The organism is Saccharopolyspora hordei (assembly GCF_013410345.1).
GTDB lineage: Bacteria > Actinomycetota > Actinomycetes > Mycobacteriales > Pseudonocardiaceae > Saccharopolyspora > Saccharopolyspora hordei.
The window spans coordinates 968,319-984,297 of sequence record NZ_JACCFJ010000001.1 but is presented as its reverse complement, the minus strand read 5'-3'; the positions used below and the strand labels follow the sequence as shown (position 1 = coordinate 984,297).

Here is a 15,979-nt window from a genome sequence, read left to right as displayed (position 1 = left end):
ATGCTCCAGCAGCAGCGGACCCGACTGCTCACCACGATCTCCGCCACCTGCGCGGCAGCCGCGCTGCTCGCCGGGTGCGGCGGTGAGCCCGCGTCCCCGCCCGCCGAGAGCCCCGAGACCCCGGCAGCGCCGGAGCAGGAGCAGAGCCCCGAGCAGGGCCAGCAGTCCGCCTCGGCCAAGCAGGCCTCGGCCACGTACGGGCCGTACCAGCCGGACGCCAAGGCGATCACCTACGACCCGGCCCTGGTCCCGGAGGGCGCCAAGGTCGACCTGACCTCGGAGCGGACCAACGGCACCACCAAGATCACCGTCAACCTGCAGGGCCTGGCGCCGGACCGCGAGTACGGCGCGCACGTGCACACCAAGCCCTGCGGGCCCACCGGCGAGGACGCCGGCCCGCACTTCCAGGAGAAGGCCGACCCGGTCACGCCGTCGGTCGACCCGGCCTACGCCAACCCGCAGAACGAGGTGTGGCTGGACTTCCGCACCGACGCGCAGGGCGACGCGACCGCCACGACGGAGGGCACCTGGTCCTTCGACACCCGGCAGGACGCGAAGTCGTTCGTGATCCACGAGACGCCCACGCACACCGAGCCGGGCAAGGCGGGCACCGCCGGCGGCCGCCTGGCCTGCCTCAACGCCGAGTTCTGAGCCCACAGGGGCACCCGCGCGACCGGGTGCCCCTCCTTCGTGCCCAGTTCTTCGACTGACTGCTCAGTCAATGAACTACCCTGGGGGCATGGCCCGACCTCCCGACCCGGAACGCGCCGCCGCCCGGCGCGACGCCATCCTGCGCAGCGCCGCCGCGCTGTTCGCCGAGCGCGGCTTCGAGAGCACCTCGGCCGCGGAGATCGCGAAGGCCGCCGGGCTGAGCTCGGGGAGCGTCTTCTACTACTTCCCCGACAAGCGGGCGGTGTTCCGCGCCCTGTTCGAGGCGGACCTGCCCGCCGCCCGCGAGCTCGTCGCCCGGCACGCCGACGGCGAGGACCCGGTGGCCTCGATCCTGGCGATGGTGGACGCGCTGGCCGCCGAAGCGCTGGACCCGCTGGCCCCGGGGATCCTCGTCGAGGTCCTCCGGCAGGCCGGCAAGGACCCGGAGCTGGCGCGGGTGGTCACCGAGACCGCGCGGGTCCAGCACGAGGGCTTCGCGGCGCTGGTCGAGCGCGGCATCCGCACCGGCGCGATCGACCCCACGCTGGACCCGCACGAGACCGCGCAGTGGATCCAGGTCGTCATCGACGGCGCGTTCGTCAACGCCGACCCGGACCACGACCCGCGCCCGATGCTGCGCCGGATGATCACCCGCTTCCTCTCCCCGCCGCACGACCCCGCCGGAGACGCCGCATGACCGCCACCACCGTCCGCGTGCACCGCGCCGTGCTCTGGGCCCTCGGGCTCGGCTGCGGCGCGCTGGGGCTCGGCCTGGGCTTCCTGGTCAAGCCGCTGGTGCACGGGATCATCGGCCTGGTCGGGGACGCCCCCGGCCCGCTGCGCCTGGCCGCCGCCCTGCCCACCGCCTGGGCCGTCCCGGTGCTCACCGCCGTCGGCCTGGCCGCGGGCGCGTGGCTGGCGGCCGAGGCGAAGCGCGACGCCCTGGAGCTGGTCGTCGACCACGACGGCGTGCACCTGGAGCAGGCTCGCGCCGAGAGGTACCTGCGGCGCGAGGACGTCGCCGCGGTGTTCCTGGACGGCCGGGACCTGGTGTTCCTCGACGCGACCACCCGGCAGCTGGCCCGCCACCGGGCCTCGGACCTGCCTGCGCAGCAGGTCCGCGCGGCCTTCGAGCGCTGCGGCTACCCGTGGGCGGGCACCGCCGACCCGCACGAGGGCGAGTTCCGCACCTGGGTGGACGGCCACCCCGACCTGGACGACGAGGCCCACGGCCTGCTGCGGTCCCGCGCCCGCGCGCTCACCGACGAGCAGCTGGGCACGGCGGCCGAGCTCGCCGACCGGCTCCAGGAGATCGGCGTGGTCGTCCGCGACCGCGGCGGCGCCCAGCAGTACCGCCGCGTCCCGGGCGCCTGACGCCCCCGGCGCACGTCACGACCCGCGACCCGGACAATGGGGGACGTGACCGCGACGCTGAGCAAGCCCGCCCTGAAGATCGGACCGCACGAGGTCGATCCGCCGGTGGTGCTCGCGCCGATGGCGGGGATCACCAACGTCGCCTTCCGCCGGCTGTGCCGCGAGTACGGCGCCGGCCTGTACGTGTGCGAGATGATCACCAGCCGGGCGCTCGTCGAGCGGCACCCCAAGACGCTCGAGATGATCACCTTCGACCCGGACGAGCACCCGCGCTCCATGCAGCTCTACGGCGTCGACCCGGAGACCATGGGCCGCGCGGTCCAGATGATCGTCGACGAGGACCTCGCCGACCACGTGGACATGAACTTCGGCTGCCCGGTGCCGAAGGTGACCCGCAAGGGCGGGGGCTCCGCGCTGCCGTACAAGCGGCGGCTGTTCGCCGAGATCGTGCGCGCCGCGGTGCGCGCCGCCGAACCGGCCGGGATCCCGGTGACGGTGAAGTTCCGCATCGGCATCGACGACGACCACACCACCTACCTCGACGCGGGGCGGCTGGCCGAGGACAACGGCGCGGCGGCGGTCGCGCTGCACGGCCGCACCGCCGCCCAGCGCTACTCGGGCACCGCGGACTGGTCGGCCATCGCCCGGCTCAAGGAGCACGTCACGACCATCCCGGTGCTCGGCAACGGCGACGTCTTCAGCGCCGGCGACGCGCTGCGGATGATGTCCGAGACCGGGTGCGACGGGGTCGTGGTCGGGCGCGGCTGCCTGGGCCGCCCGTGGCTGTTCCGCGACCTGCAGGCCGCCTTCGCCGGCCAGCCGGTCCCGCCCGGGCCGAAGCTCGGCGAGGTCGCCGCGGTCCTCCGCAGGCACGCCGAACTGCTCGCCGAGCACATGGGCGAGGAGAAGGGCGTGCGCGACCTGCGCAAGCACATGTCGCAGTACCTCCGCGGCTTCCCGGTGGGCTCGGAGCTGCGGCAGCAGTTCGGCCTGGTGTCGAGCCTGGCGCAGCTGGACGACCTGCTGGCCCAGCTCGACCCGGACGTGCCGTTCCCGGCCGACGCCGAGGGCCCGCGCGGCCGCCAGGGCTCGGCGAGCAAGGTCGTGCTCCCGGAGGGCTGGCTCGACGACCCGGACGACATCACCGTGCCCACCGCGGCCGAGATCGACCACAGCGGCGGCTGATCCCGCGGCGCCACACCGACGAGGACCCACGGACCACCAGGAGCCCCGGGTGCCGGACACCGTTGTGCACGACCGACCCCGCCGCCGCGCAGGCGTCCTCACCGGCGCGGTCCTCGTCGTCGCCGCGTGCGCGCCACCGCAGGAACCTCCCGCCCCGACCGCGCTGGCCGAGCAGTACTTCGCGGACAACAACGCCGCCGCGCGCTCCGGTCCTGAGGCGCAGCAGGAGTTCTTCCGCCGCACGCAGCACCCGGACTTCACCGACCAGGCCTGTGAACTCGGTGACACCACGGTGGAACTGGACCCGGCGATGTCCACGCTGCGCCCCGACCCCGGCTTCGCGCCGGACGGGCGGCGGCCGCGCGGCGAGGTCTGGGTGGTCGGTGTCGAGGTGACCACGCGCACCGCGGGAACCGTGACGGGCCACCAGATCGGGTCGCAGCACCTCGTGCTGCTGGACGGCCGGATCCGCGCGTTCGCGCCTTGCCCCAGCGGGTGATCGTCGATGTGGTCACACCGCGGTAACCCCCGCCGCGCCCGCAGCGATCACACATTGATGCAGCGTCGCCGAAGCGGTGTTGATCTGCTGGTCCGTGCGGGTGGGTCCGGAGCGATTCACTTCCACATCCACCCCACGCCCGGTACACATCACAGGCAGCTGGGGTTTCGGCGACGCTCGGCAGTTCGTACCAAGGCCAGGGGGTCAGCCGGTTGAGCGAATTGAGCGACGGGCGGGTCAGACCAGCTCAAGCGATCCGTCGCACCCGACGACACCACGGACGGGAGGTGAGTGCGATGACCGGACTGCGCCACGGTGTGGCTGGCCCGGAACCTCTGCGCGACAACGACGCGCCCGTGCTGCCTCCCGGCCGCCGCTCCCGCCAGGACCTGCTGAACGGGCCCGGCATGGCGGAGATGCACGAGTCGATCGCGAGCCTGATGGCCTCGCGCGGCCAGTGGCGCCAGGCGTACCACCACCTGCGCACCTCGATGGACCTGCGGTCGCGCGCCGACGCCCCGCGCGTGCCGGAGCAGCTGCGGCACGAGGTCAACCGGCTGCGCCGCGAGCACGCCGAAGCCCGCGAGCAGAGCCTGCGGGACAGCCTCACCGCCAGCTACAACCGCCGGTACCTGGACGAGCGGCTGGCCGACCTGCTCACCGAGCACGCCGGCTCCGACGCCGGGCTGGCGGTCGCGCTGGTGGACCTGGACTGGTTCAAGCAGGTCAACGACACCTACGGCCACCTGCTCGGTGACCGGGTGCTGCAGCGGGTGGTGGACCTGCTGCAGCAAGCACTGCCCAGCGGCGCGTTCTGCGCCCGCTACGGCGGGGAGGAGTTCGTCCTCGTGCTGCCGGACGTGGAACCGGCGGAAGCCGTGGCGGTGTGCGAGAACGCCCGTTCCCTGGTGGAGCGCTACCCGTGGTCGCAGATGGCCCCGGGGCTGCGGGTGACGATCAGCATCGGCGTGGCGCACGAGCACACCTCGTCCGAGCCCGAGCCGGTCTCCGCCGAGCAGCAGCTGATCAGCGCGGACGCGTTGCTCTACGCGGCGAAGCAGGCGGGGCGCAACGCGGTCGCCCACCGGATCGGGCCGGAGGTCCGGCTCGCCGGGAAGGCCGCTGAGCGACGAGGAACACACCCGCACGCCGTGACCGGTCACTGATCGCGACCGAGAGGTGGCACTCGGTGTGATCAACTGCTGTTGACCCGGGCAAACGGCATAGCACGGTTGCTCGAATCCGACGAGGTGGCAGAGTAGATCGTGCACTGATTGTGAAGAAATTGTCGGCCCTATCGTCAGTTCGGGCGATCGGCCGTACTATCTCGGAGGCGCCGTCCGATACACGTCGGGGGGTATCGAGCGCGCCGGCTCCGCACAGACCGTTGGCTTTCACAGGTGGGAGGGAAGACGCGTGCCGCAGGACCCCCGGCATGGTGAAGTCGGGCACCGACGTTCCCGCCCGGATTCCGACGTGGACAGCGGTTCCCCCGCAACGGGTCGACGTCGCCGCGCGCTGAGCGAAGACGGCACCGGTGGCACTCGGGTCATCGACCTGCTCTCCAAGCACGGCAAGGCCCCCGGTGGCTCCCACCACCGCCGCGCGGCCGAACCCGAACCCCCGCAGGCGCAGCAGCCGCGCCGCACCCGACCGCCGCAGCCCGCGCCCGGCCCGGTCGCACCGCCGGACGCCGCGGAACCGGCCGCGCGCCCCCAGGACTCCGCGCCCCGCCGCCGCCCGGCTCCACAGAACCGCCCCAGCACTCCGCCGCCCGGCTGGACGCCGCCCGCGGGCGGGCGTCCCCCGCAGGCGGCCGAGCCGCGCCGGCGCCAGGACACGCCACCGCCGCCGAGCCGTCGGCCGCGGTCCGGTGGCGCGGCAGCCGCTTTCGCCGGTGGCGCCGCCGCCCGCGGCGCACGACCGGACGGCGCGCCGCCGAACGGCGTCCCGCCCAGGGGGACGCCGCCGAACGGCACCCCGCTCAACGGCGTGCCGCGCGGTGGCACCCCGCCCCAGGGCACGCCGTTCAGCGGCACGGCTCCCGAGCCGCCCGGTGCCGCACCGCGCCGGCCCGAGGCGCCCGGTGCCGAGGCGACGCGCATCAACCAGGCCCTGAGCGGTGGCGCTCCGGCCGCGCCGCCGCGCCCGCCGCGCCGACCGGTCCCGCCGCCGGTGAACGAGGACCTCGAGGCGACCACCCAGCACGCACCGGTTCCCCCCGCGCCGCCGCGCAGCGAGGGGTCCTCCGTCGGCTCGCGGCTGAACCCCGACAACCAGGAGACCAAGCTCGCCACGCCCGTGGCGCCGGCGAACGCCGCCGAGGAGACCGCGATCGTCGCGCCCGCGGACGACCTCGACGAGCTGGCGGACGAGGCCGACGAGCTGGACGAGCTCGACCAGGACTCCGCGGACGACGAGGAGGAACTGGACGAGAGCCGCAAGGCCGACATCGAGGAGATCGACGCCACCCTCGCCCGGTTCTCCGCGGTGCACGACGAGATCGCCGCCGAGGAAGCGGCCCGCCGCAAGAAGTACGCGTGGCTGCTCGGCAAGCGCAAGGAACCCGAGCTCGGCACCGACATGCCCTTCGACTTCCACGAAGGACGGGACGGGCAGTCCCGGATGGAGTGGAAGCGCAAGCAGCGCAAGCGCCGCACCAACATCATCGTGATGGCGGTCGCGGTGGCCGCCTCGCTGTCGGTGTTCCTGACGCTCGGTTTCGCTTGGGGCGCCACGACGTTCTGGGGCCCGGAGTCCATCGCGGCGCTCGACCCGGAGTCCGACTCCATCAAGGAGGTCACCAAGCAGACCGGTGACCAGAACTTCCTGCTGGTCGGTTCGGACAGCCGCGCCGGGGCCAAGCCCGAGGACGGCGTGGGCACCGAGGAAGAGACCCAGGGCGCCCGCGCGGACACCACGATGATCGCGCACATCCCGGCCGACCGGAGCCGCGTGGTCCTGGTGTCGTTCCCGCGCGACCTGCAGGTGGACCTGCCCTCGTGCGAGCGCTGGGACCCCAAGACCGGCCAGTACACCGGGGAGCAGCTCCCGCCCCAGGAGGACGTCCGGCTCAACTCGGCGTACGCGCTGGGCGGTCCGCTGTGCACCACGAAGGTCATCCAGCAGATCTCCGGGCTGCGGGTGGACAGCTTCCTCGGCATCGACTTCAACGGCTTCAAGTCGATGGTGGACGCCGTGCACGGCGTCGAGATCTGCACCGAGATCCCGATCGTGGACGAGACGCTCGGCACCGTGATCCCCGAGGCGGGCCGGCACACCATCAGCGGTGACCAGGCGCTGAACTACGTGCGCGCCCGCAAGGTCTACGGTGACGGCACTTCGGACTACGGCCGGATGCAGCGCCAGCAGTTGTTCCTGTCCGCGCTGCTGCGCAAGGTGATGTCCGGCCAGGTGCTGCTCGACCCGGGCAAGCTGAGCGAGTTCGTCAAGGCGGTCAGCGCCAACACCTTCGGCGAGAACATCGGCGTGGACCGACTGATGGACCTCGGCCAGCAGCTGCAGGGCCTGGACCCCAGCCGGGTCACCTTCATCACCGTGCCCACCGTGGGCTACCCGAACGAGCAGGGCATGGAGGAGCTGCGCGAGGACGACACCCGCGCGCTGTTCCAGGCGATCCTCGACGACAAGCCGATCGGTCCCGAGGCCGGTCCGCAGCAGGTCGCCGGCCAGCTGCCCAGCGGTGGCGGCGCGAGCTTCCACCAGCAGCCGGCGGACCCGTCGCAGCCGGACGAGCCGGAGGTCCCGAGCGGCCTGTCCACGGTGAACGCCGGCACCGACCTCTGCGGCTGAGGCTCGTGAGCGCGTGAACCGGCTGGAGCCGGTCTGCGCACTCACGACGCCAGCTGCCCCTCATGGCGTGTTCACCGGTGGTTCACCACGGGGCACCCTGCCGGACGGCCGCTGGAAGTACTCTGGGCGGCATGCGTGAGGTCTACCAGGAACAGCTCGGCGAGCTCGCCGAAGAACTCGCTTCGATGTCGGCCATGGTCGGCACCGCCATGGAGCGCGCCACCAAGGCTCTCCTGGAGGCCGACCTGGAGCTCGCCGAGCGGGTCATCGAGGACGACACCCAGGTCGACGAGGCGCGGGCCCGCGCCGAGGAGCACGCCTTCGGCCTGCTGGCGCTGCAGGCCCCGGTCGCCGGCGACCTGCGCACGGTCATCTCCACCATCCACACCGCCGAGGACCTGGAGCGGATGGGCGACCTGGCGCTGCACGTGGCCAAGACCGCGCGCCGCCGCCACCCGAACGCGGTGCTCCCGCCGGACGTGCAGCCGTACTTCGCCGAGATGGGCCGCATCGCGGTCAAGCTCGCCGGCCGCGCGCGGGACGTCATCCAGACCCAGGACGTGGAGGCCGCGCGGGGTCTGGAGGAGGACGACGACGAGATGGACGACCTCCACCGCCACCTGTTCACCGTGATGATGAGCCCCGAGTGGGAGCACGGCGTGGCGGCCGCGGTCGACGTGACGCTGCTCGGCCGGTTCTACGAGCGCTTCGCCGACCACGCGGTGTCGGTGGCTCGCCGGGTGGTGTTCATCGTGACCGGGAAGATGCCGAACGCCTGAGCCGTCGCCGCAGGTCACCGACTCGCTGCCGGGGAAGTATTAGTAGTCGCTCTCGACACTCGATGCTGTCATCGTCCTGTGCGATCCTGGTCCGGGTGAGACGGAACCGAACTGCGGCCGATGGGGTGCCCGATGCGCGGTAGTCCGACCGTGCACAGACGACGCCTGGGCAGCGAGCTGCGGCGGCTGCGCGAGGCCGCGGGCCGCACGCACCGCGAGGTCGCCGCCCACCTGGACTGCTCCCAGGGCAAGATCAGCCAGATCGAGCTCGGCCGGGTCCCCGTCCGCACCTCGGACGTGCGGTTGATGGCCGAGTTCTACGGCGCGACCGCCGAGCAGCTCGCCGCGCTGGTGGACCTCGCGCAGGACTCCAAGCAGCGCGGCTGGTGGCAGCAGTACCCGAGCACCGCGCAGCGCCCGGGGCTGCAGACCTACCTCGGCCTGGAGACCGCCGCGAAGGCGGTGAGCTGCTACGGCGCGGACCCGCTGCCGGAGCTGCTGCAGACCGCCGACTACAGCCGCGCCCTGCTCACCGCGGACGCGCAACCGCGCACGGCGGAGGAGCTGCAGGAGCGGCTCACCGTGATCTCGACGCGCCAGCAGCGGTTGCTCGGCGAGCAGCCGCTGGAGCTGTGGGCGGTGCTGGACGAGGCCGCGCTGCGGCGCGCGGTCGGCGGCCCCGGGGTGATGCGCCAGCAGCTGGAGCACCTGGTGCTGCTCGGCTACCGGCGCAACGTGACCATCCAGGTGCTGCCGTTCCGGGTGGGCGGGCACCCGCTGATGGGGGACCGGATCGCGGTGTTCTCGTTCCCGGACGAGGCCGACCCGCAGGTGGTGCACCTCGGTGACTCGGCGAACTCCCGGTTCCTCGACAAGCCGGCCGACACCGCGGACTACCTCAAGGCCTTCGAGCGGGTCTGCGCCCGAGCCCTCACCCCCAAGGACTCCAGCGCCTTCATCTCCGCCGTCGCCGACGAACTCCCCGGCTGAGGGCTCACCCGGTCGCGCCGGGGGGCATCGGCAGCGACCTGCCAGGTCCGCGGCGCAGGACCGAGCCCACAGCCCCCGGCAGGACTGCGGGCCCCAGCGGCGAGCGGAGGGCCGGCGGTTCCCCCGTCCCGGGCCTCCGGGCGCTGCTCCGGATCAGCCGAAACGGCCGGAGATGTAGTCCTCGGTGGCCTTCTGGGACGGGTTGGAGAAGATCTTGCCCGTCTCGTCGATCTCCACCAGCTGGCCCGGCTCGCCCACCGCGCGCAGGTTGAAGAACGCGGTCTGGTCGCTCACCCGCGCCGCCTGCTGCATGTTGTGGGTGACGATGACGATCGTGTAGTCCTGCTTGAGGTTCGCGATGAGGTCCTCGATCGCCAGCGTCGAGATCGGGTCCAGCGCCGAGCACGGCTCGTCCATCAGCAGCACGTCCGGGCGCACCGCGATGGCCCGCGCGATGCACAGCCGCTGCTGCTGACCACCGGAGAGGCCGCCGCCCGGCTTGTTCAGCCGGTCCTTGACCTCGTCCCACAGGTTGGCGCCGCGCAGCGCCTGCTCGGCGACCTCGTCGAGCTTCTTCTTGTCCTTCTCGCCCGCCAGCTTCAGGCCGGCCACCACGTTGTCCCGGATCGACATCGTCGGGAACGGGTTGGCCCGCTGGAACACCATGCCGATGGTCTTGCGCACCTGCACCGGGTCCACGTCGCTGGCGTAGATGTCCTCGCCGTCGAGCATCACCTTGCCCTCGACGCGGGTGCCCGGGACCACCTCGTGCATCCGGTTCAGCGCGCGCAGCACGGTCGACTTGCCGCACCCGGACGGACCGATGAAGGCCGTGACGCTGCGGGCGGGCACCTGCAGGGTCACGTCCTGCACGGCGTGGAACTTGCCGTAATACAGGTTCAGGTCCTTGATGTCGAGACGCTTGGCCATGTTTCGGTCCCTACTTCGTCTTGATCGCGAAGAGCTTCGACAGCAGCGACGCGACCAGGTTGATCAGCATGATGACGATGACGAGGGTCAGCGCGGCGCCCCACATCCGGTAGTCACCGGCCTCCGTGCCGGTGCTGCGCTCCATGTAGATGGTCAGCGGCAGCGACGCCAGTTCGCCCTGGAACAGGTTGAAGTTGATCGACGAGGAGTAGCCGACCAGGATCAGCAGCGGTGCGGTCTCGCCCAGCACGCGGGCCAGGCCGAGCATGATGCCGGTCAGGATGCCGGACAGCGCCGTGGGCAGCACGATCTTCACGATCGTCTTCCACTTCGGCAGGCCGAGCGCGTACGCCGCCTCGCGCAGCTCGTCCGGCACGATCAGCAGCATGGTCTCGGTGACCCGGACGACCACCGGGACCATGAGCAGCAGCAGCGCCAGCGCCACCGCGAACCCGCTGCGGGTGAAGCCCAAGGTGGTGATCCACAGCGCGTAGATGAACAGGCCGGCCACGATCGACGGCAGGCCGCTGAGGACGTCCACCATGAACGTGGCCACCTTCGCGAACCGCGACTGCCGCCCGTACTCGACCAGGTAGATGCCGACCATGATGCCCAGCGGCACCGAGATCACCAGGCACACCAGGCCTTCGAGCAGGGTGCCGACCAAGGCGTGGTAGATGCCGCCGCCGAAGTCCTCGGGCAGCAGGCCGTTGAACGAGTGGGTCCACCAGGTGGTGCTGAGCACCGGCGTGAGGCCGCGCTCCAGCAGCGTCCACAACACCCACAGCAGCGGGACCACGGCGATGACGAACGCCGCGGCGAACAGCGTGGTGGCGAGGTTGTTCTTGAACTTGCGCGCGAAGCTGATGCGCTGGAACGCCGGGGGCGTGGCCGGCTGCTCCACGTCAGCGGTGTCGGTCCTCATGCCTTCCCCTTGCCGCTGGCGCTCTCGATCCAACGCGCGATGGCGTTGACGGCGAAGGTGATGACGAACAGCACCAGCCCCGCCGCGATGTAGGCGCCGACCTGCATGTTGTTGTTGAACTCCGCGGAGCCCAGCGCGATCTTGGAGGCGAACGTGGCGCCGGCGTCGAAGATGCTGTAGCCGGGCGGGGCGCTGGTGGAGCTGAGGATGATGGTCAGCGCCATCGTCTCGCCCAGCGCGCGGCCCAGGCCCAGCATCGAGCCGCCGATGAACCCGTTGCGGCCGAACGGCCACACCGTGGTCCGCACGACCTCCCACTGGGTGGCGCCGAGCGCGAGCGCGCCCTCGATCTGCTGGTTGGGGGTCCGGGCGAAGACCTCGCGGGTGACGCCGGTGATCGTCGGGATGATCATCACGGCGAGCACGATGCCGGCGGTGAAGATGTCGGTGCCCAGGCCCATCGGGCGCACGTTGCCCTCGGCGAACAGCGGGATCCAGCCGAGGTACTCGTTCAGCCACAGGGCCACCGGCCGCAGCACCGGCCCGAGGACCATGAAGCCCCACAGGCCGTAGACCACCGACGGCACCGCCGCCAGCAGGTCGACGATGTAGGCGAACGGCCGGGCCAGGCTGCGCGGGGCGTAGCGGGTGAGGAACAGGGCGATCCCGCAGGACAGCGGCATCGCGATGACCAGCGCGACCAGCGAGCTGGCCACGGTCACCCAGGCCAGGTCGAGGATGCCGAACTTCAGGCTGTCCGGGTCGCGGGTGTCCCACTCCCGGCTGAACAGGAAGTTCGCCTCGTTGACCTGCAGCGACGGCACGGCGCGGATGAGCAGGAAGATCGCGATCGCGGCGATCAGGGCGACCATGAAGGCGCCGGAGGCCGTGGCGATGGTGGAGAACACGCGGTCGCCGAGCCGGTGCGTCTTGCCCGCGGAGGTGTCGGGAGCGGAAATGGGAGCCTCCGGTCCAGAGCTGGGCGCCGACGCGCCCCGCGAGGCACCGGGAACGGTGTCCGCGGGGCGCAGATCGGCTCTCGTCGAGTCGGTCACTGCTGTTCGCAGCCTCTCACTTCGTCGGTTCGACCCGTTGTTCGACCAGGTCGGGTGCGACCCAGGTCAAGTCAGGAGATCGCGTTGACGGCCTCGAGGACCTTGGACTTGAAGCCGTCCGGCAGCGGCACGTAGCCGGACGCCTGGAGCTGCTCGGGGTCGGCGTGCGCCGCGACCGTGAGGAACGCCTTGACCGACTTCGCGGTCTCCGGGTCGTAGCCCTTGGAGCACACGATCTCGTAGGTGTTCAGCACGATCGGGTAGACGCCGGGCTGCTCGTTGCCGTAGATCGACTCGAGGCGGACGCGCAGGTCGTGCCCCTCGCCCTCGATCTCGGCGCTCTCGATGGCCTTGGCGACGTTCTCGGTGGTCAGCTCGACCGGGCCCGCACCGCTGTCGATCTTGGCCTGGCCCAGGCCGAGGTTCTTGGCGAACGACCACTCGACGTAGGTGAGGGCGCCCGGGGTGGCCTTCACCGACTGCGACACCTGGTCGCTGCCCTCCCGGCCCTGGCCGACGCCCGGCCCGCCCTGGAAGGTCTTGCCCTTGCCGGTCCAGGAGCCGCCGGTGGCGGTGGCCAGGTACTTCTGGAAGTTCTCCGTGGTGCCGGACTCGTCGGAGCGGAAGAACGGGACGATGTCGGTGGCCGGCAGCTGCGCGCCCGGGTTCAGCGCCTGGATCGCCGGGTCGTCCCACTTCGTGATCTGGCCCTGGTAGATCTTGGCGATGACGTCGGCGTTGAGGGTCAGGTCGGTGACGCCCTCGAGGTTGTAGGCGATGGCGACCGGGCCGAAGACCATCGGCAGGTTCCACGCCGGGTTGCCCCCGCAGCGCTGGGCGGCCTCGGCGACCTCGCCCTTCTCCTCGCTCAGCGGTGAGTCGGAGCCGCCGAAGTCGACCTGGCCCGCGGTGAAGGCGGCCACGCCCTTGCCGGACCCGGACTTGGTGTAGTTGACGTTCTCCTCGCACTTGAGGCCGTAGTCACGGGCGAAGACGTCGACCGCGTTCTTCTGCGCCGAGGAGCCCTCTCCCGAGACCGACTTGGTGCCGCACTCCACCTGCAGCGACTGCAGGGCCGGGTTGCCGCCGCCCGGCGGGACGTTCTGGTCGGTGCCGCAGCCGGCGAGCACGAGCGCGCCCGCGGTGAGAACGGCCGACGCAGCGCTGTGCCGCTTGATCGTCACTTCGCTCCTCCACTCGGAAAGGACCTGCGCGGGCGCGGCGGGCCCGGTCCGCCCGTGCTCCCAGCCGCCCAGACACGGACGTTAAGGAGCCGGGGTGGACGGCCCTCGCCATCGAGGTGAACGCGAGGTGAACAAGGCACGCTTAGTAAGCAGACGCACATCCCTCCGGGGGAACCGAACGAGAATTGCGGTGACGCACCGCACGGCGGCGATCACCGTCCGAATTGCACGTCCACGTCCCACTTCTCGAACCCCAACCGCCGGTACACCGAGACCGCGGGGGCGTTGTCCGCCTCGACGTACAACATCACCCGCGGGCACCCAGTGTCGTGGAGGTGCCGCAATCCGGCCACCGTGAGTGACCGCCCCAGGCCGCCGCCCTGCGCGTCCGGGTCGACGCCGACGACGTAGACCTCCCCGGTGCCGTCGGGGTGCACCTTCGTCCAGTGGAAGCCGAGCAGCTGGTCGCGCTCGTCCACGGCGAGGAAGAAGCCGGCCGGGTCGAACCAGTCCTCGCGCTCCTTGACCCGCAGGTCCTGCTCGGTCATCCCGCCCTGCTCGGGGTGCCAGGAGAACGCCCGGTGGTTGACCGCGACCACGGCGGCCTCGTCGCGGTCCGGCCGGAAGGTGCGCAGCCGCACGCCCTCGCGCAGCTCGACCTCCGGCAGCTCCGGTTCGGCCAGGTCCCGTCCCATCCGCCACAGCTCGCGGGGACGGCTGAACCCGTACCGCTCGGCCAGCCGCACCGCGCCCGGGAGCTCGCCGTGCGACCAGATCCGCAGCTTGGCCGTGTCCGGGGCGGGGTCGAGGGACAGCTCCGCGCGCTCCAGCAGCGCCTCGACCAGGCGCGTGCCCGCGCCCTTGCGGCGGTGGTCGGGGTCCACGGCCAGCTCGGCGACCAGCTGGCCGGTCGTCCCCTCGTGCTCGGTGTCCAGGTGCGCGTACCCGATGAGGGCGTCGGTGTGGGTGTCCCGCAGCACGAAGTGCTCGGAGCGGACGTCGGCCTGCACCGGCTCGATCTGCCGGGTGAGGTCGCGGTGCGCCTTCAGGCGCAGGATCACGTGTTCGCCGACGGGCGCCACCCCGTCGGCCTTCTCGGTCTTGTCGAGCAGGCCCATGACCTCGGCCGCTTCGCTGCTGTCCAGTCCATTCCGCCACGTCAGCTGCACGCCCCCGACGTTACCCAGCCCCGCGCGCCCGTGGCGCACGCCGAGCGCTTGCGGTGCGCGCGGGGCCCGGTCGAGAGTGGTGCGACCGGTCTGGAAGCGAGGACACGTGCCCCCACTGCACCGACGGCTGACCACGGCGGACGCCGTGGTGATCGGCCTCGGCTCCATGATCGGAGCGGGGTTGTTCAGCGCCTTCGCCCCGGCTGCGGCAGCGGCGGGCTCGGCGCTGCTGGTCGGCTTGCTGCTGGCGGCGGTCGTCGCGTTCTGCAACGCGAGCAGCTCGGCCGCGCTGGCCGCGCTGCACCCGGCGGCGGGCGGCACCTACGTGTACGGCCGGGAACGCCTCGGCCCGCTGTGGGGCTTCCTGGCGGGCTGGGGCTTCGTGATCGGCAAGACGGCCTCCTGCGCGGCGATGGCCCTCACCGCCGCCGAGTACCTGGTGCCGGACCACGCCGGGCCCGTCGCGGCGGTGTTCGCCGCCGCCCTGGGCGCGGTGAACTGCGCCGGCATCACGCGCACCGCGAGGCTCGCCCGCGTCCTGCTCGCGCTGACGCTCGCCGCGCTGGCCGCGTCACTGCTCGCGGTGTGGCTCGGCGGCGCCTCGGCGCCCGCCTCGGCGCTGCCGCCCGCACCGCTGGGCGTGCCGCAGGCCGCCGGTCTGCTGTTCTTCGCCTTCGCGGGCTACGCCCGCATCGCGACGCTCGGCGAGGAGGTCCGCGACCCGGAGCGCACGATCCCGCGCGCCATCCCGCTCGCGCTCGGGATCGTGGTGTGCCTGTACGTCGTGGTGGGGAGCACGCTGCTGGTGGCCCTCGGGCCGCGTCTCGCGACGTCGTCGGCCCCGCTGGCCGACGCGGTGCGCGCGGGCGACCTGCCGCAGCTCGCGCCGTTCGCCGTGGTCGGCGCCGGGGTGGCGGCGCTCGGCGCCCTGCTCGCGCTGCTCGCCGGGGTGGGCCGGACGACGCTGGCGATGGCCCGGGAGGGGGACCTGCCCGCGCCGCTGGCCGCGGTGCACCCGCGCTTCGCCACCCCGCACCGCGCGGACCTGCTGGTCACCGCGGCGGTGGTGGTGCTGGTGCTGCTCGTGGACCTGCGCGGCGCGATCGGGTTCTCGTCGTTCGGGGTGCTGGTCTACTACGCCATCGCCAACGCCGCGGCGCTCACCCTGCGGCCCGACCAGCGCTGGTTCCCCCGCGTCCTCCCGGCCCTGGGCCTGGCGGGCTGCGCGGTACTCGCCCTCACCCTGCCCTGGACCTCGGTCCTCGCAGGCCTCACCTGCTTCGCCGTGGGCACGACCCTCCGCACCTGGCACCACCGACGGGCACGGTGACCAGACGTTCACACCACCGGACCAGACGTTCACGACACCGGACCGGACGTTCACGCCACCGGAACGTCCTCTCGACACACCACCGGCGTGTCGGA

Annotated in this window: 15 protein-coding genes; 10 read left to right on the top strand and 5 right to left on the bottom strand. The window is 72.2% G+C overall.

Annotated elements, in window-relative coordinates:
* From HNR68_RS04635 to HNR68_RS04595, 9 genes are all read left to right on the top strand, one after another.
* On the top strand, window positions 1-651 hold the full coding sequence (locus HNR68_RS04635; protein ID WP_179717965.1) for a superoxide dismutase family protein: 651 nt from the start codon (window positions 1-3) through the stop codon (window positions 649-651).
* 88 nt (window positions 652-739) lie between these two features.
* The gene (locus tag HNR68_RS04630) at window positions 740-1,348 is read left to right on the top strand and encodes a TetR/AcrR family transcriptional regulator (protein WP_179717963.1); all 609 of its coding nucleotides are present in this window, start codon (window positions 740-742) and stop codon (window positions 1,346-1,348) included.
* Window positions 1,345-2,025 (top strand): YqeB family protein, encoded by a 681-nt coding sequence (locus HNR68_RS04625; protein ID WP_179717961.1) that lies wholly within the window; start codon window positions 1,345-1,347, stop codon window positions 2,023-2,025. Before HNR68_RS04630 ends, HNR68_RS04625 begins: the two co-directional genes overlap by 4 nt.
* A gap of 36 nt (window positions 2,026-2,061) precedes the next feature.
* The gene (gene dusB / locus HNR68_RS04620) at window positions 2,062-3,210 is read left to right on the top strand and encodes a tRNA dihydrouridine synthase DusB (RefSeq protein WP_179717959.1); all 1,149 of its coding nucleotides are present in this window, start codon (window positions 2,062-2,064) and stop codon (window positions 3,208-3,210) included.
* A gap of 49 nt (window positions 3,211-3,259) precedes the next feature.
* Window positions 3,260-3,709, top strand: coding sequence for a hypothetical protein (locus HNR68_RS04615; protein ID WP_246330390.1), 450 nt, complete (start codon window positions 3,260-3,262; stop codon window positions 3,707-3,709).
* A gap of 296 nt (window positions 3,710-4,005) precedes the next feature.
* Window positions 4,006-4,875 carry a GGDEF domain-containing protein gene (locus HNR68_RS04610; protein WP_179717957.1) on the top strand — a complete coding sequence of 290 codons (870 nt, stop codon included), beginning with the start codon at window positions 4,006-4,008 and terminating at the stop codon, window positions 4,873-4,875.
* Between the two features lie 310 nt (window positions 4,876-5,185).
* Window positions 5,186-7,522: an LCP family glycopolymer transferase gene (locus HNR68_RS04605; protein WP_343049938.1), complete on the top strand. Its 2,337-nt coding sequence runs from the start codon at window positions 5,186-5,188 to the stop codon at window positions 7,520-7,522.
* A gap of 131 nt (window positions 7,523-7,653) precedes the next feature.
* A complete protein-coding gene (gene phoU / locus HNR68_RS04600; protein WP_179717955.1) occupies window positions 7,654-8,301 on the top strand; it encodes a phosphate signaling complex protein PhoU in 648 nt (215 codons plus the stop codon).
* 150 nt (window positions 8,302-8,451) lie between these two features.
* Entirely contained in the window at window positions 8,452-9,291 is an 840-nt protein-coding gene (locus HNR68_RS04595) for a helix-turn-helix domain-containing protein (protein ID WP_343049937.1), read from the top strand.
* Window positions 9,292-9,444: 153 nt separating this feature from the next.
* Here the strand turns inward: HNR68_RS04595 and pstB are convergent, their stop codons facing one another.
* The 5 genes from pstB to mshD form a co-directional block, all read right to left on the bottom strand.
* The gene (gene pstB / locus HNR68_RS04590; RefSeq protein WP_179717950.1) at window positions 9,445-10,221 is read right to left on the bottom strand and encodes a phosphate ABC transporter ATP-binding protein PstB; all 777 of its coding nucleotides are present in this window, start codon (window positions 10,219-10,221) and stop codon (window positions 9,445-9,447) included.
* A gap of 10 nt (window positions 10,222-10,231) precedes the next feature.
* Window positions 10,232-11,146, bottom strand: coding sequence for a phosphate ABC transporter permease PstA (pstA, locus tag HNR68_RS04585; protein WP_179717948.1), 915 nt, complete (start codon window positions 11,144-11,146; stop codon window positions 10,232-10,234).
* Window positions 11,143-12,054, bottom strand: coding sequence for a phosphate ABC transporter permease subunit PstC (pstC, locus tag HNR68_RS04580; RefSeq protein ID WP_343049936.1), 912 nt, complete (start codon window positions 12,052-12,054; stop codon window positions 11,143-11,145). The genes pstA and pstC overlap by 4 nt, the downstream gene beginning before the upstream one ends.
* 218 nt (window positions 12,055-12,272) lie before the next feature.
* A complete protein-coding gene (gene pstS / locus HNR68_RS04575; RefSeq protein ID WP_179717943.1) occupies window positions 12,273-13,385 on the bottom strand; it encodes a phosphate ABC transporter substrate-binding protein PstS in 1,113 nt (370 codons plus the stop codon).
* A gap of 212 nt (window positions 13,386-13,597) precedes the next feature.
* Complete coding sequence (gene mshD / locus HNR68_RS04570; RefSeq protein WP_380575486.1) at window positions 13,598-14,554, bottom strand: mycothiol synthase; 957 nt, start codon at window positions 14,552-14,554, stop codon at window positions 13,598-13,600.
* Window positions 14,555-14,660: 106 nt separating this feature from the next.
* Between mshD and HNR68_RS04565 the strand changes: the two genes are divergently transcribed.
* Window positions 14,661-15,884: an amino acid permease gene (locus HNR68_RS04565; RefSeq protein ID WP_179716360.1), complete on the top strand. Its 1,224-nt coding sequence runs from the start codon at window positions 14,661-14,663 to the stop codon at window positions 15,882-15,884.
* The last annotated feature ends 95 nt before the right edge of the window (window positions 15,885-15,979 follow it).